Here is a 24107-nt window from a genome sequence, read left to right on the forward strand (position 1 = left end):
TAAAATCCCCGGAAGATGTCAGGAGAAACTATCAGCATGATCAAGTTAAAGCAGATCTTTTTGCATCGAAGGAATGGAATGGCGCTGGAAGCCATTGCCAGAGCTATGTCTACTTCTCGTAATACCGTAAAAAAGTATATTCGTTTAGCTCAATTAAAGGGTTTAAACATTGAAGAATTAGCTTCAATGGAAGACCATCAATTAGAGCGGCTTTTTGCTGAACCCACGGTAGTAAGCAAATCCAGATATGAACAACTTGAAGGGATGTTCGTCTGGATTGAACAAGAGTTGAAGCGAACGGGAGTAACGCGCTGGATTTTATGGGGCGAGTATAAGGCCCGTTATCCCGATGGCTATGCATATACACAATTTTGCGAGTACTATCGTGAATGGTTAGAACATAGGGGTGCGACTATGCATCTTGAACATCAGCCAGGTGATAAGCTTTTCATTGACTTCGCAGGTAAAAAGCTACGTCTCATAAACTATGCAGATGGTTTAGTTACAGATGTGGAAGTTTATATCGCGATCCTTGGTTATAGTCAGTTAACATACATTGAGGCTCTTTACACTCAAAGAAAGGAAGACTTTTTACACGCTACAGCTAATGCATTAAGTTATCTCGGAGGTGTACCACGGGCTTTAATTACAGATAATTTGAAATCTGCCGTGACTTCAGCGGACAATTATGAACCTGAGATTAATGAAAGCTTTTTTGATTTTGGAAACCATTACCAAACAACAATCTATCCGACCAGGAGCAGGCGACCAAAGGACAAAGCTGTTGTGGAAAGTGCTGTAAACATCATGTATAAAAGAGTCTACGCGCCATTAAGGAATAAGAACTTCTTTGATCTGAAGGAATTAAATACTGCTATTCATGAACTGCTGGAGCGACATAACAATGAATTATTACAAAAAGAGGGAATAAGTCGAAGAAAGAAATTTGAACTGTCAGAATCGAAATGCCTGTCACCATTACCCGTAGAAACCTACCAGTTTAAACAGTATAAAGTCGCCAAAGTAATGAAGAACTGCCATGTGCAGCTTGAGAAACATTATTATAGTACACCATATCGCTTCATTGGTAAAGAGGTTAAAATTATATACTCAAAAGATCATGTACACATATTCTTTAAAGCAGAAAGAATAGCCTACCACACCAGAAGTTACCAGCCTTACACATATACAACTACAGGAGATCACTTACCATCCACTCATCAATTTGTAAATGACTGGAATCCGGAAAAGTTCCTATCATGGGCCGATAGCATTGCTCCTCAGGTAAGGTTATATCTGGAAGAAATCCTGGAGCAGAGAGCATATCCTGAACAGGCATATAAGAGTTGTTTAGGTATTTTAACGTTGGCAAAGAAAACTGGTAAAGAAAGGTTGATAAAGGCTGTTGAACGCGCAAGCTATTACCAGATATATAATTATAAAACGATAAAGAAAATCCTGGATGGAGGATTAGAAATGTTATTTGAACAAGAGCTGGAAGAACAACAGAGAAAACTGCCACTTCATAATAATATCCGAGGTAAGGATCACTTCCAATAAGTTTTAAACTAAATATTTATGCAAGAAATTATTAAACAGCAATTGGGCCAAATGAAGCTCTATGGAATGCAACAAGCCTATACTGCAGTATTGGCAAATAAGCGCCCTGATTCTCTTACACACGATGAACTAATCCATTTGCTTGTACAGGCAGAATGGGAAAATAGAGAAAATAGAAAGATCAATCGTTCTATGAAAGGTGCAAAGTTCCGCTACCAGGCAAGCATCGAAGAAATAGATTTTGATAAGAGCAGAAATCTCGACCGAACGCAGCTCCTACGACTTGCTGAAGGTGTCTTTATTCAAAAGAAGGAAGACCTTCTAATAACAGGAGCCTCTGGTGTGGGTAAAAGTTACATCGCATCAGCACTCGGCCACCAGGCTTGCCAATTAGGATGCAGGGTACTGTACTTTAACACACAGAAGCTCTTCTCAAGATTGAAAATGTCAAAAGGTGACGGATCTTATATCAAAGAGATCAATAAAATTGAGAAGTTCGATCTTCTGATCCTGGATGATTTTGCTTTGCAGCCGTTAGACAATCATAATCGAAATACATTAATGGAAATTATTGAAGACAGGCATGGCCGTCGCTCTACAATTATCGCATCACAGTTGCCTGTAAATGTATGGTATGAAGTTATCGGTGAAAGTACTATAGCAGACGCAATACTTGACAGACTTGTTCATAAAGCGCATAGAATTGAACTTCAGGGAGAATCCATGCGAAAATTGAAAAGCAAATAGTAGGACTTTCTTACTTTTGTAATAATCGACATCTTATTTTGGATGGGCCTGCCTCCGGCAGGAATATTATTATGTTATAAAGGTGGTCACGATACCGGATCACTGGTCAGCTTCCCCGAAATACACAGCAAATCATGGAAAGTGGCCCAATGACCTCCGTTTTGGGCTACGGTTATTGATTAATTTGGCCCAATGATCTCCGTTTAAGGGAAGCAGGAAACCTTATTTTGGCCCAATGACCTCCGTTTTAAAGAGTGGAACCTGGAGATTGGCTTATTAAAACCGTTTTAGGCAAATTACTTTTGCTCATTTTGGCCCAATATCGCCGTTTTGACTGGCCCGGTATGCTCCGTTATGGGTGGCCCAATGACCTCCGTTTTAGACACCCATGACAATATCAGGGGGAAGGATCACTATAAATAAAAAAGTATCAAATGATGAATGCAACACAAACACTTGAGCAAATGAAACAACTTCGCCTGCAGGGAATGTATCAGGCTTATAATGCTCAACTGGAATTACCTATGAATCAACAATTACAAGGACATGATCTTATTGCTTACCTGGTTCAATCAGAAGAACAGAATAGGAGCAATGAAAAGACTGCATACTATTTAAAACTGGCAAAGCTAAGACTGCCTGTAACAATAGAGCAAATAGATTGCAGCCCCGGACGGAATCTGACTAAACAGCAACTAGCTGTTTTAACCAGTAGCGATTACATAAATCAGGGGCAAAACATCTTAATTACAGGAGCGACAGGCTGTGGCAAGAGCCACCTCGCCTGTGCTCTTGGCCATCACGCATGCCTGATGGGATTTAAAACGACATATTTGAATATGAACCGGCTAATAGAGAAAGTAACACTCTCTAAACTGGATGGATCATATATCAAATTACTGAATCATCTTGAGCGACAGACTCTCATTATCCTCGATGACTTCGGACTGGCACCGATGGCACAGGAGATCCGTCTTACTTTACTTCAGCTACTTGAGGATCGATATGGAAAGAAGAGTGTAATTGTGACATCACAACTACCTGTCGCGAAATGGCATGAGTATCTTAATGATCCGACCTTGGCCGATGCAATCCTTGACAGATTGACAGCAAATGCACACAGGGTAGAATTAAAAGGAGAATCACTAAGACGAAGAAATAAATAATCATTGTATTTTACATAGCATTTAGCTCTTACTTTTATTACCTGCTACGCAGGTGGGGCAACATCCCAGAGACCCGGGTCAACATAAACAGAATCTACACAGTACACATTTCCTCAATGATTGCATATCTACCCTTAAATAGCACATTGTACTTTCCATTCTTGAATGCCCTAAAACTTCTGAAATAACAGATAATGAGGTTTCCTTCTCCAAAAGATTTGTAACAAGGCTATGACGAAGAGCGTGCGGCCCATGATGCCGTTCATCAAGTGAATTTCTGAACGGAGCATGTGTTTTCTCATTAGATTATTGAAATTAGAAATATTCATCACACTACATGGAACCTTATGGCAAAGGAAAATATATGGAAGCTGGGATTGATGGCGACCGTGTTTTAAATAGTTTATAAAGGTAGAAGAACTATCCAAATAATTATAAGTTTTTATGAGTGTTCATCGTTACGTATGCCTGCAGCACTTTAATTAAAGATGTCTGTTCTTCCCGGAGGTTACAAACACTCATTATATAGTGTACCTCCGAGTAGTTAAAAATTAGGCTGTTTAAAAAAGTTTACTTTCCGGGTTTATCAAAAAAATAAACAAATGGAACAGAAACAATCAAATGGGTTATCGAAGGAGCAAAAGATGTTTGCACTGATAGGCGAACATGAAGGCAGTTCGATGACGGTGAAAGATTTTTGTGAGCTGTATGATCTTTCGCCAGGAACATATCACTACTGGCAAAAGAAGTATCACGCCCAGTTGCGAGATAAGCCGATAGAGCACCAAAGTAGTTTCACATTGCTTAAAGTAACAGAGCCCCAGGAAGAGTCCACCGCCCAGGATCTCTTTGCGGAATACCGTGGAATCCGTTTTTACCGGGAGCCATCTGTAAGTTTTTTAAAAGCCTTAATCAGTTAATTTATGTTACAGATTAACAACGGCACCCATTACTGGTTGTATCACAAATGGGCAGATGTTCGCAAGAGTTTTGACGGCTTGAGCGGGCTTGTTACCAACGAACTGGGGATGGAAATTCAGACGGGGGATGTGTTTATTTTTTTGAACAAGCGGCAAACGCACCTGAAGGCATTAGAATGGGAAGGGGATGGTTTTAGCTTATACTATAAGCGATTAGAGGAAGGCACCTTTGAGTTACCGACAGGTATTATGGAAGGCACTCACAGTAGCATTACAGCTAAACAGTTAAGTATGATCTTACAGGGTATCTCTTTGAAGAAAGCGTTTCTGCGCAAGCGATACATTGGTACGATGTGATCCATCAGGATCATTGTGTGAATATATTTGACGTTGCCATCTATAAAAAATGGCAACGTTTTTTTATTTTAAGAAAAACATGTCGGGTTATTAACATTTTTCGGTGCCCTTTTTTAAAATCATTTTTCAGGGTGGGTTTATTCACTTTTAGACTGTATAACTTTCGGTTGTAGGCTATATGCTAAAATACAGTACTGTATTATCTTTGCACCATGTCAGCAGCAACGGAAAATATAGATTACAAAGTGCTCTATGAGCAACTGCTGCCGCTTTTAAAATCTCAACAGGAAAGCAACCTTCAATTACAAAACCAGGTAACCCAGCTACAATACCAGTTGCACCAACTCACGAAGTTATTAGGTGGTTTTAAGTCTGAGCGTTTCATCCCTTCCGGGGCACAAGTACAGCAAGAGTTGGGACTGAATTTTGAAACAGCTTTTGCTACTACTAACCTGTCTGATGTTCAAAAAATAAGCTACGTCAAGGCCAGACAAGCCCCCCGGGAAAACGGCTTACAAAACCCTTTCCCGGAACATTTACGCGTAGAAGAACAGATCATCGAACCGGATGAAGATGTAAGCCATTGTGAGAAGGACGGAGAGGACATTAAAGAGCAACTCGGCTGGAAACCGGGCGAGATATTTATCAAACGTACAGTTCGTCCCTGTTATAAATGCCCGATTCCCGGCCAACCTGGCCAGCACCGTATAGTAGCAGCCAGACAACCGGCACAGGCATTGCCAAAAAGCATAGCAACACCTGAGTTGCTGGCACAGATCATCATCGATAAGTTTATTGATCATAAGCCCCTGAATCGCCAACTGGACAGCTTCAAACGAAGTAACATCAGCATTGCATATTCTACTATTACTGATTGGGTACGCCAGGTAGCGAACGTTGTAACGCCATTAGGCCATCTTCAATTACATGAAATGTATCAGCAGCAGTATTGGCACGGAGATGAAACCGGCATAGCGGTACTGGACAGCCAGGTGAAAAAAGACACACACCAGGGCTACTATTGGACATACCTGACCGGAGATGGACGTTTAATCTACTTTGACTATCACCGCGGAAGGGATAAACCCGCAGCCGAAAATATATTGCAACACTTTAAAGGACACCTGCAGGTGGACGGCTATGAAGTCTATGACAAGCTGAACATCAAAGGAATGATTATATTCTTTTGCATGTCTCATGCGCGCCGTAAATTTTACGATAGTAAAGAAAATGATAAGGCGCGGGCTGAACATGTGCTGACTGAAATAGCCAAATTATACAAGGTGGAAGAGGAATGTAAAGAACAACGACTTGATGAGGAGCAGATCAAAATACGGCGCGCGGAGAAGTCTTTGCCCATATTGAAGTCTTTGGGTGAATGGATGAAGCAGGAATATGTAAAGCTTCGCCCCAAAAGTCCAATTGCCCAAGCTATGGCTTATAGTATCAAACGTTGGGAAGGACTAAGTCTCTATGCTACTACCGGGCATCTTCATATAGACAACAATCCGATTGAACGCTGTATGAAAAATCTGGCTGTCGGACGCAAAAATTACTTGTTCTGCGGCTCTCACGAAGCAGCCAAAAGAGCAGGCCTTTTATACTCGTTACTGGTTAGCTGCAAACTGAATAATGTTAATCCCTATGAATGGTTGAAGGATATGTTAAGTCACAACATCAATGAGCTGACTACCTCAAAACTTAAATCTTTATTGCCTCACCGCTGGGAAAAACAAGAAAGCAACACTACCGCTTAAGGCAAAGTTAGCAATAATGGGAATACCCTTATTTAAGCTACTCGGAGGTACACATTATATAGGCTTAAATGAACCTTGCAGCATGCAACACTCAAAAAGTTGCACCGACTGTTTATTGTAGGATGCTTATATATTATTTTGATAGTACATGGAATTGTTATGCCCAGTATTTACAAGAACCAAATTTATTTTGCATCTCCGCGAACAATATTACATCATAGTAGGCATACGCTTTTGCTGCTGTATTCATTTCTGGCAGTTTAAAGGTTTAATGAAAGTGTGGTAACTTAAAGTTAACCCTAACTGTCAGATTAAATCGGAGCTATTTCAATTTATGCAGCGAAAAACTCATCATTGAAATGCTTACTTTTAACTGACACATTGTTAATCTTTCAATTTTTGAACACCCAAATCAATTCCTTTTAATTTCGCAGGTACGCCATATTTCATCCATTTAGGAGGTAAAGAGTCTTTTAAATAAAAATCAAAAAACTGATTAATTCTTAGGGTATAATCCTTTGAATTTTCCTCATCTAAAACATGGTGTCCTTCATTGTCATATTGCAACAACCATACTTTCTTGTTTAGTCTACGAAGAGATAAATACATCTCCATTCCTTGAAAAAAAGGAACTATACCATCCTTCTTGTTATTCATCAATAATAATGGAGTACATACTTGATTTGCTTTTAGTATAGGAGAATTTTCAATATATAAATCTTGCCTTTCCCATAACGTGGCTCCTATTCGATTTTGTGATACCTCAGCAAATTCCTGACGACTTTCTCCTCCTCCTAATAAAGAATTATAGTCACTTATAAAATCTGACATTCCAGATCCCGCAACAGCTGCCGAAAAACGTTTTGTATGAGTAATGATGTAATTTGTCTCAAATCCACTAAAACTATGGCCCTGTAATCCCATTCTAGAAGTATCAATCCAAGAATACCTTGATAAATAGTTGGCCGCACTTTCTATTGAGCTTAAGGAACTTTTCCCGGGGTATCCCATTTTATAGTTAATATCTGGCGTAAACACTAAATAGCCATGACTGACAAACCACGGAATATTTAAAAGTCCATGCGTATATCCAGGTTGCTGAAACTTATATAATTCATCAGACATCTTTTCATAGAAATGAAAAATAATTGGATAAGTTTTTGTTGAATCAAAATTCTCCGGGAAATAAAGAACCCCCTTCAAAGTTTCTCCTTCATAGTTAGTCCAAATAATTAATTTGGATGTAAGCCAATTACAATTTTTTTCTGGTGAAATATTACTTACTTTTAAAAAGTGATTAAAATCATTCGTATAGTAATAATTTGGAGATTCAGTTGTACTTCCACGTAATACTAAATAAGATTTATTATTGCTCGATTTTACAAATATGTATTTACCCAATATAATATTTTCACTCTCATAAGTATACTTCCCCATACTTAACTGACGAAAGGACGTTAGATTTTTAATACGAACACTATAAAATCCATTTTCTTTTGTTTCGTTATTAAAGGCGCCTAAAATTAAAGGACGCTTTACATCCAATAAAAACTGTCCGACTCTTTCAATTCCAATAACTTTAAAAAAAATGTTATTATTACGTCCCACATGCTTAGTTAAACAAATTGGATCTGATTTACCTACAGGATCTAATAACCAGATATCAAAACGATCACTTATTAATAATGCAGAGTCTTGTGGAAACCAGCCTATTACAGAGATACCTCTTTTATTAGTAGGATAATCATATGTACTATCTATAATTGGTATGGGCAACTTTTTTGTAATATTTGTTAATATTTCAGTATTTAAATTATAACTGTAAATATCACTTAAAGTACTATCAAATCCGAATAAATATCTATTTCCTGGCGAAAAATCGACTTCCCTTGAAATGTTCAACCGCTTTTTACTTCCAGTTAAAATATTTTCTAAATAGCAGATTGGTTGAGAATAAATATTCCAATGATGTTCAAAAATATCTCCAGGTATATACCTAGTAAGTACCCATTTATTATCACCACTAATGTTAACCGATTCATTATTACTATTTAATAACTTAATCGTTTTATTTTTGACATCAACTACACCTAAATATCTCTTAGGACCCAACTCCATTAATTGCACTGATTGATTTTTAATGTCATTATAACTATATATATCTAACATGACAGAGCCTATTAATGGTTTTATGGTATCTTTATCTTGAAGATTAACAAATAAATATTGGCTACTACTATGTTTTTCCTGAATACCAATTATAGTATATAAATTAAAAATATCTAACGATTTGTCATCAATTAATAAAACTGGCTCTTTCATTCCTTCCTCAAAAGAATAGATACAATTTCTTTCTCCTTTAACATATAGAAAATAATCATTCTTGGAGGTAAAAACTACATCATTTAATCCTGCTCCTTCCCAAACCTTGGTAAATTCATTTTTTTTAGTCTTGACAATATATAATCTTTCTTTACTATCTGACGCTGGGTTATCTTCGTTTATCAACAGCGCCAACTGACTACCATCTTTACTTAACCAATATTTGATGACTCCTTTAAAACAATATTTTATATTTTTTTTTAGCGGTTGAAAAATAATAAATTCATCTTGGCTATTATTATAAAAAATGCATTGAGTGTTATCATAATTAATAAGATTAAAATATTTTATTTGGGGAATAACATGAGAATCAAAATTTTTCAAAGAAATAATATATAAACTATCATGTCGAGTAAATAATAACTGCTTGCTATTTTCAGTAAATTTTGAACTAGACACACCCACAAATCTTTTTTCGCTTTTCTCTTTTATACCTTTTACAACTAGCACAGATTTTTCACTATTCTTATTATTAATAATATATGAAAAGTAAAGCCCATCATTTGTAATAGCTCCGCTTCCAACTGAAGTCCAGCTATCCAAAATTGCTTCATCGATTACTGGCTTTTGAGAATAACAAAATTTCGACAGGAAAAATAAAGTAAAATAAATAACACAATACTTCATAAATGTAAATTATAATATCATTATAATATAAACGCCCAAAAGCTCAAGTCACCATGCAAATAATTAGACAACTAAAATAGATCTATTTAAAAAATCATTTAAAATATTTTAAAAGAACAATGCCTAGTACAAGAAACAAATTAGGGTTGATTAGTAATTAGATACTTCCTAATTTTTTACTGTTAATACTATTTATTTATTTAAAGAACAGATTTAATTTTGATAAAACCGATTCAATAAATTATATACATCAAACAACTTTTCTAATAAAAGTTTAAAGCAAAAATGATATAAATCATAAGTATAATTTTTATTTTTTCTATTCTTATTTAACTAATTATCCGGATATATTATAAGGAATGTCTACGGCCTTATAATTTTCATTCAATGTGGACAAATATTTATAACCTAAAACTTTAGCTTTTTGATTGAAAAAAGCAAATAAATTATGAAAAAAGCAAAAATAATTTTAGCAGCTATTGGTTTGATAAGCACAATTGGAGGTACCTTAGCTTTTAAGGCTCAACACAAATTCAATGGCCAACTGAAGTGTACAACTTTTCTCGGCGGATTTTGCACAAATCTAGCCTATACTACAATTTCACCTATCACAACTTTATACTGTACTTTAACTTCAGCACCAGCAACTACATCTTGCATCACAGCTAGAGTACGACCACTTAATTAATTTGAATTTAATTAAAAGTAATTTTAATAAAGAAGCCAACTTATAAATATTTAGTTGGCTTCTTTATTAAAATATATACAATTAAAAATTCACTTAATTAAAATCTATGAAAATGAAATGTAAGACTAGACAATAAATAAAAAAACCTTGCAACTGAATAACTCATTATAAATTTAATTAGTATACCCGGGATTTTGTGTAAGATTGGGATTTGCAAGTAAGTCTGAATTAGGAATTGGCAAATTTATGTAATTATGATTCCAAACGCCTCCTTTTTTAGTTGCCTCTATAGTCATAATAGAATCGATTTTATTGCTTCGAATTAAATCAAACCATCTATGACCATTTTCTGTAAAAAGCTCCATTTGTCTTTCATGAATAATAGAATTTAACAAATCCACCTTATTAGACGCATTAGTATTAGAAAGCCCAGCTCTAAACCTTATTTCATTAATGTCACTTTGAGATCCTGCAATATTATTTAGCTGAGCTCTTGCCTCTGCTCTAATTAATAATATTTCACCTAGCCTAATCATCATAGGATACTCATTCATTAAACCATTATTTGATCTCCCAATTTTATATTTATGAGGATAATAGTATACTTTATCAGTTGTAACTATGCTATCCACCCAAAGATTCATTCTTAAATCTTCAGCGTCGAAACTACGAACAATGTTTTCGCTTAAATAAATCGGATAATCTATAACTGTACTTGGACCGGTATCCGGTAAAATAAAGTATTGTCCTTCACCAGTATTTGCCTGAATATTATGAACGGATTGCAACTGCCAAATAGCTTCTTTACTATTTTTCAAGAATACATCATTTATATCTACCAATTCAAATAAACTTTGTTCAATTATCTTGCTGGCTTCTGTTTCTGCCTGATTATACTTTTTTCTATACAAATAGACTCTAGCTAATAAGGCACAAGCAGCCCATTTTGTAGGTCTTATTCTTTCGTTAGAAGAGCTTAAAAGATCAACTCCTACAAATTGTTCACTTAATAGATTTTTTGCTTCCTCTAAATCAGATTCAATTTGATCATATATATCGGCAGATAAAGTTCTTTTTAAAACCGCATTTTTTAAAGGATCTGTACTTAAAATTAAAGGAACATCCCCGTAAAAATTAACTAGATAAAAATAAGCGTAAGCTCTAATAAATTTGGCTTCTCCTAATAACTGATTTTTAATTTTGGGGTTTAAGGACTTCGAACTATTTAATCCTTCAATTGCAGAATTTACAACAAAAATATTATTATAACATTCACTCCAATAGGTTGGAGCATTATTACTAAGGATAGAATTATTGTAACAAGATAATAAAAATATATTATTCTTATTAAAAAGGACGATTTCATCTCCTGTAAGACCAGTGATTAGGGGGATATTACCTAAATTACCATTTGAATTAAAATTCCAATTTTGATTACTAATTTTTGCATAAATTCCTGTTAATACAGATGTTGCAGTTGCATCATCATTATAAACATTCTCAGCATTTATGCTCGTATACGGTGCATTAACTTCAATCAATTTCTCGCATCCACTACACATTATTATAATTGAAGCAAAATAGATTAATAATAAACCCATAAACCGTGTATTTATATTTCGGAAACCGTTAAATTTTTGATAACAAAACATAGACCTAATTATTATTAATGAATAATTAAAGATTAACTTGTAAACCAAGTGTAACCATTCTAAGTGGAGGTAAAGATGAAGAACTTTTTGTTTCAGGATCTAGTCCAATATAATTAGTAATTGTCAATAAATTCTGTGCATGAGCGTATAATTTCAATCCCTGCAAATGGGATTTTACGCACCAAGAAGAAGGAGCCTCCCACGATAATGAGAGATTTTTCAATCTAATATAACTACCTCCAAAACCATATACAAAATTGCTACTTAATATAGAATAATAAGCATTAGAAACGTCGGAAGAATAACTAGAACTAAACTTCTGAATAGATGTGTTATCACCAGGCTTTCTCCATCTTGAAAGTACTGATGTTGGTTGATTTCCTTGTCCTCCACTAAAACTTCCAGGCCTATTTCCTTGAACATTGCTTGAACTATTTTGATTTACAAATTGAAATAAGATATCAAATTGAAATCGCTTAAATTTAAGGGTATTCTGAACACCTCCATAAAATTTGGGGGCAACTTTCATAATTGCAGATCTATCATCTAATAAACTAGGAGACGAAGTACTTCCTCCGTGACTATCTTTAAATTGATACAATCCTGTTTCATTATTAACACCTTCAAATTCAAATGCTCTAACGAGATTAATTGGCTGGCCAATGACATAGGTAGATGCATATGAAGTATTTGAAAGATTAGGAAATGATATTAGCTTATTTTTTGGGATAGTTACGTTGAGACTTGTGGACCAGTTAAATTCGTTAGAAATTACATTTTGAGTATTTAAACTTAACTCCCAACCTAAGTTCTGGATGGTAGCTGGGAAATTTTTAGTTACACCATTAAATCCTGTAATGCTTGGAAGTAAGTAAGTCACCAATTGATTTGAAGAACGATTTTCATAGTAATTACCGCTAAAATATATGCGATCCTTAAATAGTCCTAAATCAAGTCCAAATTGCATTTTCTTTGTTTCTTCCCATTGTAGATAAGGATTAGATAACCCGTTAGGAGCTAAACCAACGGTTCCTTGATAGGGAACTGGTACATTCAATCTTGAATACAAATTCAAAAATTGATAATCACCTATTTGATCATTTCCCGAAGTGCCATAACTCGCACGGAGTTTACCAAAAGAAATAACACTACTATAGTTGGCAATGAATTTCTCACCAGAAAACAGCCAAGCTCCTGCAACACTCCAAAAATTATTAAATAAATTCATCTCTCCAAATCGGCTACTACCATCTCTACGAACAGAGAAATTAAAAAGGTATCTGTCACTAAAATTATAATTAATTCTTCCAAACACTCCATTATACTTATAAATACTTGCAATAGTTGAACCACTAGAAAGACGTGGAGCAGAGCTAATATTTTCAATCTGCAAGTCTGAAGTATACCCATCTGCATATACAACCTGTTGTTGGCTGTTATTATTTTGTAGTGATCCTCCAGCTATTATCCCTATTGAATATTTATCAATTTTTAAATCATAATTTATTTGAGGTTCAATTATCCATGAATTAATAATTCCAGATCTAAATGTTGCCGATCCTGTCAAAAAAGATAGGTATTCTGGTGGAAAAAATTTTAATGGAGTGCTATTAAATTCATCAACTCTAAGGTTAGTATAACCAAAATTACTCTTAATAGTAAAATTCGGCTTAATTTGATAAATTAATAACAAGTTACTAATCAAATTATAAGTCTTTATATTTGACTTAGTGTATAAGTATGCAAGAGGGTTTGACCAAGTTGAATTACCATCTTTATCAGGTTGCCAGTTCAATGCCCCATCAGATGTATACAAAGGCGGTGCTATAGGTGATAAAGTTACCGCTAAATTGGTTAGGTCACTACTAGGAATATTATTATTGTCGACCATGTAGTTTCCTGATAATTGAGATCGAAAACGTTGATTATTTGTAGAATTATAAATATTAAAATGAAGAGATCCCTTTTGATTCAAATATTTTCCAGGAAAAATAGATGTTTCTGCGTGGTACCCAGCTCCTACAAGAATTTGAGTATTAGAATTTCCCCCGGAGATTGAAGCATGAGTATCTAAATATTTTGCAGTTCCTCCTAATAATACCTTCTGCCAATCGGTATATCTCGTTGTATCCCAATTTCCGTTTAAATCATAGTCATATGTAGATATCGAAGCATTATCATTATTTAATCCTTCATGCCTGATTTCAAGATATTGCTCTTTATTTAAAAGATTAAGCCGCCTTCCAACTTTCCCCCAACCATTTTGAAAATTTATATTAATTTTTGTTGCACCATTTTTCCCTTTCTTTGTAGTGATTAAAATTGCTCCTGATGCTGCACGAGAACCATAAATAGATGTTGCGTCAGCATCCTTTAAAACACTTATACTCTCAATATCTGAAGGGTTAATGAAACTCATTGGGTTTCCACTAAACAAAGTTCCTTGGAAGCTACCAGATTCTCCGAGAACATTATTTATACTTGGTAAAAGTTGTGATGTATAAGGCACTCCATCTATAACATATAAAGGAGAACTATTCATAGCTAAACTATTCTTCCCTCTTATTTCAACCTTAATACCAGTATTACTAATACCTGTACTCTGTTCAATTGTTATCCCCGGAACTGCTGCCTGCAAAGATAGGAGTGGATTGGTAACTGGTCTTTTTTCGATATCTTCAGATCTTATTACACTAATTCCCCCTCCGACTATTTTCCTGGTGGATGTAACCGAATAAGCTTCTACAATTGTTTCATCTAAAACAGGTATATAGTCTTTTAGAATAATTGAATTTTCCCACTTAAATCCACGTACCAAAATTTCTTGAGAGACGTACCCCACACTTGAAATAATAATAATGGAATTTTTCACTACTCCTTGCAAAATAAATCTGCCATCATCATCTGACCCAGTACCAATTCGTCTTCCTTTGATTAAAATAGTTGCTCCAGGAATAGGCTGACCCTTATCATTCATAACCCTTCCAGCTAAGGTAATTAGGGAATCAATAGGCTCTAATTGTTGATTTTCCTTGAAATTACTATTTTTAAAAATTACGATATTTTTGTTATGGCTGTAAGTAAAAACGCAACCAGTTCCGTTAATTACATATCTGACAATTGAATCTAACGAAACATTTGAAAAATTTATTGACATTATCCTATTGTCATCAAATTGAGCATTGCTATAAGTAAACATTATTCCTGTTCTTTGGGATATCATCTTCAATATCTCTCTTACTGATTTTTCATGTATGATAATCTTTGCGTCATTATCTCTTACAAAAGCCTGCGCTTTTATACCTAATCCAATAAGTGACACGATTAAACAAATAAATATTTTGCAGATTGTAACTGCTTTTAATTGTACTTTATCATTCATAAAAAAAAATTTAAGAAAGGGACATTATGATTATTGGTTGATATTGATTTAAGTAGAATTATTTCAATATTGCTTTAGGGTAGATAACATAACATTAAATGAAGGCTTATTAACAACTAATTCATAGCCATAAAACAACACTTAACCTTGAATTAACATTAACGATGAGACAAGTAATTGATATTTTATCTCATTTAATTAGAAATCTTGTTGCGTTGGAGGATAATTAATGTATAGAACATCCTTATTACTTCTTTTCTATATAAATAATTGGATTATTCTTAAATAATGAATGAAATTCTCCATTGTAAGTGGATAAAAATGAAAATTTATCTTTTTCTATTCGAAACTCAACAGTCTTGTACTAAACTTTGATATAAATAGCTTTGGAGTAATCAGAAACATCTTGTCGGGGTGCAAAGCTAAATAGAACCTCCATAGTATAGAGAATGAATTTTTTAAATAAATAATTATAAAATTTTAAATTAATCTGACAGCCCCATGAGTAGTAAATACTTGAGTCAACATGTTATAAAACATATCACATAGCAATAAGTATGTAAACATTCAACCGTATTCACATGAAGAAAAAACATGCTTTCTTTTCTTTTTTGGTATTTTTAAGCATTAGTGCTTTATCTCAACAAAAAGGAATAAAATTTGAACAGGATCTTTCACTGAATCAAATATTTGAAAAAGCAAAGGCAGAAAACAAATATGTTTTTATCGATTGCTATGCTTCTTGGTGCGGCCCTTGTAAAGCAATGGAAAGAGATATATATTCTTCCGAGGAAGTTGGTAGTCAAATGAACAAGAACTTTATATCCATAAAATTTCAGCTAGATAGTACATCAAATGACAATCCATCAATAAAGCAAAGTTATACAGATGCACATAACCTTCAATTTAAATACAATATATACGCATTTCCAACCTTGCTATTTTTCACGCCAAATGGTGAAATTATTCATAGGGGATTAGGGTACATGGATAAAAGTAAAATGATTAGTCTTGCTGAAGACGCAAGAAATCCAGATAAACAATATTATACCATATTAAATGATTATAAACTAGGAAAGCTTGACTACTCCGAATATCCTGAATTAGCCAAGGCGGCAAAACTATATGGAGACCAAGCAACTGAAAAAGACATAGTTGAAAATTATAACGAAGAATATCTTAATAAATTAACTATTGATAAACTATGTGCAAAAAAAAATATAAGATTTTGGATGGACCATTTTAACCTGTTTACTACATCTAATCGGTTATTCATCGTTTGCCTAAATCAACCAGAAAAATTAGAATATTATAGAAAAGACTTTGCAAAAGATGTCATCAAAATTGTAATCACAAAAGATATAGTTATTCCACTTTTATACAATGGTAATCAGCCAATCTCATTAAATCCTGACTGGTCTAATATCAGGACAATAATTGCGCAGAAATTTGGGAATCAGTCAGTAGAAGAAATAATAACAGATTCTCAAATAGATTTTTATAGAAAAATAGAAAATTGGGGGAAATATGTTTCACTATACGAAAAAAAATATAATGAACGACAATTAAAACCAGGAGGAGGGTTTGGGGGCGATGCTTTTAAATTGAATCAAGCTGCCTGGGATGTTTTTCTTTCTTGCAATGATAAAAAAATAATTCAACATGCGATTAACTGGATTAATCTAAGCATAAAAATTGGAGGAAACAATGATCCTAATTTATATGCATACTACGATACTAAAGCAAATTTATTATATAAGCTTGGGAAAATTAATGATGCTATTCAGCTTGAACAAATGGCAATAGACTCCCACTTTAGAAGTACAGGTAATAAAAGTACATATTATGAAGAAGTAATGGCTGTAATGAAAAAAGGAGAGCCAACGTGGGATGGTAGATTTTAATTATATTAAAACACTATTTTCCGGAAAAAATGTCAGGTTTAAAATAAAAAGAGGAAATTTTCTCCCAGTAGTTTATAATTTGGGGTTACCACGCTCAAAATATAAACTTGGATATAGATAAAAAAGGTAGTGTAAAATTCTTTGTGTAAGTATATTCTCAACTGTATCAAGTTAATACCACCAGCAGGTGGAGTGAAGTGAGGCGTAGCGGAGCCGAACGAAACGACACCTGCTGGGTACAGCGGCTGGATTTGGCCCCGATATTTTTTAACTTTGAATACAGTACCATGGACAAACAAAAACCACAATTCTCAAAAGAATTTTTCAAGCAGTTCAAAAGTAAACATTCGATCCGGAGCATCTTCCTGATTCCCTCAACAGATGTTACATTTGCATCAATAAGTTCTTTGATTATTCAGGATCAATTAAACAGCCGCCTTCCTTTCTTTGGCTGGTTCCCAGTTTGAAGGCAATAACTGTATCAGTTCAGCAGCTTTGCAGTCGTAAAGTCGATCATACACATCAGCTAAGTATTCGAATGGATCAATCCCGTTCAGCTTACAGGATTCGACCAGTGAGTAAAACAATGCAGCCCTTTCCCCGCCATGTTCATTGCTTGCAAAAAGGGAGTTCTTTCTAAATAAATTATGTAAAGCTTTACATAATTTATTTTATGTATAGCTGAAGATTATGTAAAGTACAGAGCAAAACCCATGTCAGAGATTTGTTCTGAACCAAAACACTTTACATAACCATATTTGTTGTTATAGTGACCGCAATGCAGCGATCATTAAAACAACCAGTTATGAGAAAAATTCGAACAACCTTCGATCAGCTCATTTTTGATGCAGGTGAAGTGTTAATTAACAAACTGTTGAGGACTAAGAGTACTGTTATTTGGTACAGCTATTACTGGCGACGAATGTATCGTCAGTTACTAACCCAAGGCATTAGTGAATTTACTTCTACTATTGGTAGACAATATCTAATTAATCAGTTTGGTGACTTCGATTATGCCTCCCTTTCCAAGCACGACAAGGACGTGGTAAAGATCATCAACGTACTCTGTGAATTTTACGATACTGGCACACTCGTGAGTTACAGGGAGCGGATCTTTCTGGACGGCCCGATTGGCGAACTTGTGAAGCAGTTTGTTGCGCACCTGATGTCTCTTCGGTTAAAACGATCTACGATTAATGAGCGGGAGCACTACTTAAGCCGATTTCTCATCTTTCTGAAAAAGAAAGGTTTGATGTCTATGGATCAGGTAGACAAGTTCATTATTCTAGGTTATATTAAAACCCTGGATGTGCGTAAGCCGTCCGTTGCCCATATGACCTTGAGAGCAATAAGGACCTTTTTAAAATACCTTTTTGAACAAGAGATACTTAAAACGGATACTTCGCTTTCTGTTCCCAAGGACAATTACAAGAAACAAGCTAAACTACCCTCTGTTTTCAAAATAGATGAGATTCAGCAGATGATCGGTACAATTGATCGATCAAATGGTTGCGGTAAACGCAATTATGCAATCGTCCTGCTTGCTGCCAGACTTGGCCTTAGAGCTTCCGACATCGCCGGGATGAGATTTGAGAACCTACATTGGGATCAAAGTATTATTGTGCTTAACCAGTATAAAACTGGTAGGGAGCTTCAGCTCCCATTACTTGCCGAAGTTGGCGAAGCGATCATTGATTACCTGAAGTATGGCCGGCCAGTATCTGAAGAACCTTATGTATTCTTGCTCGCCCGTTCACCCTTCGGGCGAATCCATAGTTGCGGTATAACCAATCTGGTGAATGGTGCATTTATTGCATCAGGTGTCAATATCGGCCATCGTCATTATGGTCCGCATGCACTTCGTCACAGCCTTGCCAGCCTACTTTTAGAGCAAAGTACGGTATTGCCTGTGATTACAGAAGTGCTAGGGCATGGGAGCTCCGATTCAACGTAAACCTTCCAGCAACTCCATGTCCGATTCAGTTAAATCATTTCCAAAAAAAATCGTATGCAATGTTAATAATATGTGGAGATTATCCTTGTGGTAAAATATAACGAAGCAGGTGTGATCAGTATTCAGTGAAGACTGAATCATTTTCGATAAATCATATTCATGCCACATTATATTTGCAGCAATCCATTTCTTCAGTTAAGTGAAGGTATCGAGACCATGATGTATCACAGTGATAGTCCTCGTTATTTTTCCTGTGTACTATCATTGGATTTAAAAAACAGGATGCCTGTTATGTATGAGACCGGGCCTAATTTAGGTATTGTCCATATTACCCCTGATCAACAAACAAGACTTTATTTCATAGTGGTAGATGATAATCTCAATAAATCGTCTACGCAGAAGATGCAAAAAACATTGCGGCAACAGGCACAGTTTTTTATCGACCAGTTCGTAGCCCAGCATTATAATAGTAGTGAAGATAAAGGTTCCTGGATGTGGTTGCGAGACTATAACTCATTGACTCCGGGATTACAAATTATTCATTTTAAAGCCCATAATACGTTTCTGGTATCATGCGAGCGTGGGCTTCACGGATGTGCCAATGAGCAGGAAGTATCTGAGTTCCTGACAGACATTCTGGAGTATCCGGAAAATCATATTGAGAATGGAGGTTTTAATATTATCGACCCTGGTCCTGACTCCAGTGCTCAGGCAGTCTGAGTGGTAGCATATTCATTTCGTGATAAGGGCTTCCAGTTCTGAGGCAGTAACTCCCTTAATTTGCTTTGCTTATGGTCATTGATACGCAACAGCACATCATGGAGGTATGCTGCCGGATCTATTCCCTGTAATTTACAGGTTTGTAACAGGCTGTAAATAATAGCAGCCCGCTCTCCATGTTCATGTGATCCGGCAAATAAATAATTTTTCAACCCCACCTTAGTTGGACAGATAGATTGGTTAACCTAAGCACGGGTGTCACCACCCGTACTCGGCTTCAAAACCGGACTTGCCTCTTTTAAGGCATCCGGCTCCTCAGTAAATTAGTTCCTGTCATAAATACCTCACCTTGTATTTTGCAATGATCATGGATCAGGATTAGATTATTTCGTCGATAGTCTTTGGTATTACCATTAGCATGGTGTAATGTAAGAAGGCTATCCGTTTTAAAGAATAAGCCACATTTCCAACATTTACCTTTCTGTAGTTTCAGTATTTCTGAAGTCTTTTGAAAGCCACCGGCATATCGTCCCATTCTACTCGCCCAGTAAATATAGTCCCCATCGTAAGGACTTTTCTCTCCTTTGACTTTTGTAAAACGAGTGATTTTCCATTCGGTATGCTCTGCTAACTTCAATAATCCGTCATTGGTACAGAACCGCCAATTATTTCCCCTATCTCTGACGAAGTACTTATTCCTGATCCGTTTCTTGCCTCTTCTATTGTGTCGAAAACAGGCCCATCCCCATATCTTTCTGAAGGTAATATTCCGTAAGTGGTTGAACGTAAGTTTTGAAACTACATATTGATAGTAGTTGCACCACCCTCGTATAATAGGATTTAGTAGCCAGATCAAACCTTTCTGGTCCAATGCCCAATGCTTTCGGACAATGGATTTCAACTTATCAGAATGCTTTTTTATCGCTTCTTTTGCCGGTCGGATAATCAGCTTATAACCTTTCTTTCTGTCATTGCAGCTAAATTGACGGATATGAAAACCAAGGAATCCAAACCCGGGCAGTATTCCTTCATGTTTATGAAGTGTATGACATAACCTGGTTTTTTCTGGTTTTAGTTCCAATCCTCTTTCCTTTAACCATTCTGATATAAATTCCTTCGCCTCTACTACTACCTTCTCACTTTCATGCATTACCACAAAATCATCGGCATATTTAATGATGGATATTGCACCTTTATGGCTGCCTGGTCGCTTCCCTCTTGCATTGCTTTTCTGTTTCTCGTATTGGTAAAGCATTCTGTTTAGATATGCTTTAGTATCCCTCTCCATTCCATCTAATGCAATATTGGCAAGCAGCGGTGAAAGGGGTGATCCTTGTGGGGTACCACTCTCATTCTCATATACGACTCCATCTTCCATGATACCGGCTTTTAACCAGCATTTTATCAAGCGCCTTTGACTAGGACTGGTTGCAAGCTTACTTAGAAGCTTCTGGTGATTAATGTTGTCGAAGCATCCTTTTATGTCAGCATCTAAAACATAGGCCTGCTTAGACTTAATTCCAATGAAAATTGCTTGTATAGCATCATGGCATGACCTGCCAGGTCTAAAGCCATAACTGTTAGGCTCAAATTTAGCTTCCATTCAGGCTCAAGTATTAACTTTATCAGTGTTTGCCTCGCTCTTTCTCTTATGGTTGGAATACCAAGAGGCCGTTTGTCTGATTTTCCAGCTTTACTGATCCATATTCGGCGGATTGGCTTTGTCTTAGATTCCATTTTTATGGAGTGAACCAGCGTTTGACGTAGCGTAGGTGTTAAGGCTCTTTTACCGTCAACCCCCGCCGTTTTTTTCCCCTGATTCTCTTGGGAGACTTGCTTCACAGCCAGTTGCTTTGCCGATAAGGAAGATTTCAATAGCCTTTGCAATTTCCTTACTAATAGTTGATTCCCTTTCTGTGAGGCTCGATAGATTCGCTTTTGTAGCTTAAAAATGATCCGCTCTACTGTTTTCCAGTCGATTGTGGACCATTCCCATTCATACCTTAACTTTTTAGTTTGGTTCATGACTTTTTAACTACTACTTAAAACTCTATCATCTAATTTACCGGGTCTCCGTAGGCATATACCGGGAATTACTCCGATCCTTGGCTTCTGAGACCATCCCTCCCCATGCCTGTATGCGGTTGACTCCTGCTCAATTGTATTGAGAACAGGCATCGGGTTACTTCGTTCCGCATTTTCGTATTACGTCAAACTTAGATTCCTGCTCTTCGCCGGGGTCAGATAGTATCTTATTAGGGAGTAGAGAATCCCTAATCATCTGTGTGACCCGTTACCTTTTGGTTAAAGCGTATCATTCTCGTTTCGCTCCTTCATGTTAACGACGATTCAATAGCAGATTTCTGTTCGTAATCATATTTGACTTAGCTTGATGGGATTGCAGATTGAGACTTCCACTTACCACCTTTTAACCCATGCTTGCGTAGTTTTGATAGTCAGTCTTACTACGTGGGTTATGCCTTCATCCCGATACCGGGGAGATTGGAATTTCACCAATTCGAAAATTGCAGTTAAGCGACAATAGTCGCTCTGTTTCTTCCCGTATTTTCACATACGGTTCCGAAACAAACGAGTCGCACCTCTATGAACATGTTTGATATCGATAACATGCCGTCATTACAGTATTCCATCAGCTGCTTCATTCTTTTCAACGTATAAGCCATGGCGGTGTAAACAGGGCTGCCTTCAATTACTTCGCTGATTTCTTTGGTTATCCACTCCCGGAGGGCGTTTAAAACCGGTACCGCACGTTGCTGACGCATGTCAGTAATTTCATCATAAGATAAACCCCGCTCCTTACATTCACGTTCTATCTGGTATAAAGGTGCAAAAAAATGATCAAGTGCATAACTGCTCCTTTGTTCATCATTATTCAGAGCATCTACAAAATACCTTCTGGCATGGTCCATACAATGGAGGTGAGTGACACCAGGTTGTTTTCCATATTCTTCATAACCGCTATAGGCATCCGTATGCAGATAGCCTCTAAATCCAGATAAGATATCTCTTATCTCGCCCTTACCCCTCCCTTTCTTATAAATAAAGCAAACTATTTGTAAGACAGGATTGCCTCCAACCCATAAATATCCATTATGGGAACCTTTACCCTTCGCCCGGGTATTATCCAGCACGCGGTATCTGGTCTCATCCATATGGATGTACCTGCTGTTAACTAAATCTTCCCACAATAGCTCCCATAATGGTTTCAGCACATCTATCGTAGCATTAACCCAGTTAGATATCGTATTGTATTTCAAGTTAATACTGTATTGCTTAAAACGTTGCTGTATCCGGTACAAAGGCATGTGGTAAATAAACTTTTCTATTAAAAGCATGACCAATAATGTAATATCAGCTTTACACTTAGGGATAGGATGTGCACCTGTTGGTGCGATCAGCTGTTTATGTTTTCCTTTGTCATCGGCTTTCATAATATAAACATCACGCTCTTCAACGTTCACATACAACTTCATCATCTGAACGGCCAGCCTTTCTGTACGCTCTGTGCCTACTTTTACTGCTCCTGCAGGAACATCCTGATGTATCTTTACAACACACCGCATCAGGTGTGCAGGTAAAGCATGCCGGCCAGGGTGTGGTAACGGGAGAATATTTTTTGACACCACTACCAGCTGTTCTTTAATTTTTCTCACACTTGTAAAAGGTACAACATCCTCATGATTGGCAGCAGGAACGTCAAAAAGCTTACCCTGGATATTTTTCTGCTCAGTATTTAATGCCATTTCATTGGGATAACGTTTTTCACTTTTCCTGCCATAAATCATCTTCTTAAGCTGCATCCACTGATAGCGAAGCATTTTGTAATCAAAGAGATCGGACTTGTTCTTCTGCAGTCGTAAAAGTTGTTCCCTGACAACATTATTCAGCTTATCAATGATAACAATATGCTGGCGGTTTTTCTCCTCCAGTACTGTGATAGTTTGCTGATTGATTTTTTGTACTGCCTGTAAGGCAGTAATTGCCTGATCACGGTCTGCAATAATTCTATCCTTCCGAATATTCTCCTCGGTTAAAGCCTGATTAGCTTGCTGCTGACTCATCACAGTTTGCTCAAGCTGAGCTATCATTTGCAGCGCGGATTTGAGCTGCAATTGACAATCATTGGCCGGATGTGATGAGGTCCGTTTCATCTATGCAAATAACAAAAAAAGCAGATCATTTTAAGGTGATCTGCTTCATAAAATTCCCACAGGAGAACGTAGTAATTTGGGGATAAACCCTTACATATTTCTGATATTGAAAAAGGAAT

Annotated in this window: 18 protein-coding genes; 9 read left to right on the forward strand and 9 right to left on the reverse strand. The window is 36.2% G+C overall.

From position 1 onward, the window contains the following. Positions 1-15 precede the first annotated feature (15 nt). From istA to istB (SIO70_RS00475), 3 genes are all read left to right on the forward strand, one after another. Positions 16-1560: an IS21 family transposase gene (gene istA, locus SIO70_RS00465; protein WP_320578420.1), complete on the forward strand. Its 1545-nt coding sequence runs from the start codon at positions 16-18 to the stop codon at positions 1558-1560. Positions 1561-1578: 18 nt separating this feature from the next. Beyond that, the gene (gene istB / locus SIO70_RS00470; protein ID WP_320578423.1) at positions 1579-2307 is read left to right on the forward strand and encodes an IS21-like element helper ATPase IstB; all 729 of its coding nucleotides are present in this window, start codon (positions 1579-1581) and stop codon (positions 2305-2307) included. Between the two features lie 434 nt (positions 2308-2741). Continuing rightward, a complete protein-coding gene (istB, locus tag SIO70_RS00475; protein ID WP_320578425.1) occupies positions 2742-3473 on the forward strand; it encodes an IS21-like element helper ATPase IstB in 732 nt (243 codons plus the stop codon). A 78-nt stretch (positions 3474-3551) separates the two neighbouring features. Here istB (SIO70_RS00475) and SIO70_RS33285 read toward each other — a convergent pair whose 3' ends face one another. Further along, complete coding sequence (locus SIO70_RS33285) at positions 3552-3686, reverse strand: hypothetical protein (RefSeq protein ID WP_414017892.1); 135 nt, start codon at positions 3684-3686, stop codon at positions 3552-3554. Between the two features lie 389 nt (positions 3687-4075). On the opposite strand from SIO70_RS33285, the gene tnpA reads away from it, so the two are divergent. The 3 genes from tnpA to tnpC (SIO70_RS00490) all read left to right on the forward strand — a co-directional run bounded on the left by tnpA (position 4076) and on the right by tnpC (SIO70_RS00490) (position 6507). Beyond that, on the forward strand, positions 4076-4393 hold the full coding sequence (gene tnpA / locus SIO70_RS00480) for an IS66 family insertion sequence element accessory protein TnpA (RefSeq protein WP_320578427.1): 318 nt from the start codon (positions 4076-4078) through the stop codon (positions 4391-4393). 3 nt (positions 4394-4396) lie between these two features. Continuing rightward, complete coding sequence (tnpB, locus tag SIO70_RS00485) at positions 4397-4750, forward strand: IS66 family insertion sequence element accessory protein TnpB (protein ID WP_320578429.1); 354 nt, start codon at positions 4397-4399, stop codon at positions 4748-4750. A 212-nt stretch (positions 4751-4962) separates the two neighbouring features. Next, on the forward strand, positions 4963-6507 hold the full coding sequence (gene tnpC, locus SIO70_RS00490) for an IS66 family transposase (RefSeq protein WP_320578430.1): 1545 nt from the start codon (positions 4963-4965) through the stop codon (positions 6505-6507). Between the two features lie 384 nt (positions 6508-6891). Here tnpC (SIO70_RS00490) and SIO70_RS00495 read toward each other — a convergent pair whose 3' ends face one another. The 3 genes from SIO70_RS00495 to SIO70_RS00505 all read right to left on the reverse strand — a co-directional run bounded on the left by SIO70_RS00495 (position 6892) and on the right by SIO70_RS00505 (position 15238). After that, complete coding sequence (locus SIO70_RS00495) at positions 6892-9516, reverse strand: alpha/beta hydrolase family protein (RefSeq protein ID WP_320578432.1); 2625 nt, start codon at positions 9514-9516, stop codon at positions 6892-6894. A gap of 861 nt (positions 9517-10377) precedes the next feature. Further along, a complete protein-coding gene (locus SIO70_RS00500; RefSeq protein ID WP_320578433.1) occupies positions 10378-11805 on the reverse strand; it encodes a RagB/SusD family nutrient uptake outer membrane protein in 1428 nt (475 codons plus the stop codon). A gap of 76 nt (positions 11806-11881) precedes the next feature. Then, complete coding sequence (locus SIO70_RS00505) at positions 11882-15238, reverse strand: SusC/RagA family TonB-linked outer membrane protein (RefSeq protein ID WP_320578435.1); 3357 nt, start codon at positions 15236-15238, stop codon at positions 11882-11884. 581 nt (positions 15239-15819) lie between these two features. On the opposite strand from SIO70_RS00505, the gene SIO70_RS00510 reads away from it, so the two are divergent. Further along, positions 15820-17142, forward strand: a complete 1323-nt coding sequence (locus SIO70_RS00510; RefSeq protein WP_320578437.1) for a thioredoxin family protein — start codon at positions 15820-15822, stop codon at positions 17140-17142. Positions 17143-17567: 425 nt separating this feature from the next. Here the strand turns inward: SIO70_RS00510 and SIO70_RS33290 are convergent, their stop codons facing one another. Next, positions 17568-17729, reverse strand: a complete 162-nt coding sequence (locus tag SIO70_RS33290; RefSeq protein ID WP_414017893.1) for a transposase domain-containing protein — start codon at positions 17727-17729, stop codon at positions 17568-17570. 218 nt (positions 17730-17947) lie between these two features. Here SIO70_RS33290 and SIO70_RS00520 point away from each other — a divergent pair, with 218 nt between their 5' ends. Beyond that, entirely contained in the window at positions 17948-19096 is a 1149-nt protein-coding gene (locus tag SIO70_RS00520; RefSeq protein ID WP_320578439.1) for a site-specific integrase, read from the forward strand. Positions 19097-19255: 159 nt separating this feature from the next. Further along, positions 19256-19816, forward strand: a complete 561-nt coding sequence (locus tag SIO70_RS00525) for a hypothetical protein (protein WP_320578441.1) — start codon at positions 19256-19258, stop codon at positions 19814-19816. Here the strand turns inward: SIO70_RS00525 and SIO70_RS00530 are convergent. From SIO70_RS00530 to tnpC (SIO70_RS00540), 4 genes are all read right to left on the reverse strand, one after another. Continuing rightward, positions 19804-20028 carry a transposase domain-containing protein gene (locus SIO70_RS00530; RefSeq protein ID WP_414017894.1) on the reverse strand — a complete coding sequence of 75 codons (225 nt, stop codon included), beginning with the start codon at positions 20026-20028 and terminating at the stop codon, positions 19804-19806. The genes SIO70_RS00525 and SIO70_RS00530 overlap by 13 nt on opposite strands. Before the next feature lie 86 nt (positions 20029-20114). After that, positions 20115-21419, reverse strand: coding sequence for a reverse transcriptase domain-containing protein (locus SIO70_RS00535; protein ID WP_320578443.1), 1305 nt, complete (start codon positions 21417-21419; stop codon positions 20115-20117). Then, positions 21308-21841: a reverse transcriptase N-terminal domain-containing protein gene (locus SIO70_RS33295; protein ID WP_414017895.1), complete on the reverse strand. Its 534-nt coding sequence runs from the start codon at positions 21839-21841 to the stop codon at positions 21308-21310. The genes SIO70_RS00535 and SIO70_RS33295 overlap by 112 nt, the downstream gene beginning before the upstream one ends. 506 nt (positions 21842-22347) lie before the next feature. Continuing rightward, complete coding sequence (gene tnpC / locus SIO70_RS00540) at positions 22348-23988, reverse strand: IS66 family transposase (RefSeq protein WP_320578445.1); 1641 nt, start codon at positions 23986-23988, stop codon at positions 22348-22350. Positions 23989-24107: the final 119 nt, after the last annotated feature.

The sequence above is a fragment of the Chitinophaga sancti genome (genome assembly GCF_034087045.1).
Classification (GTDB): Bacteria; Bacteroidota; Bacteroidia; order Chitinophagales; family Chitinophagaceae; genus Chitinophaga; species Chitinophaga sancti_B.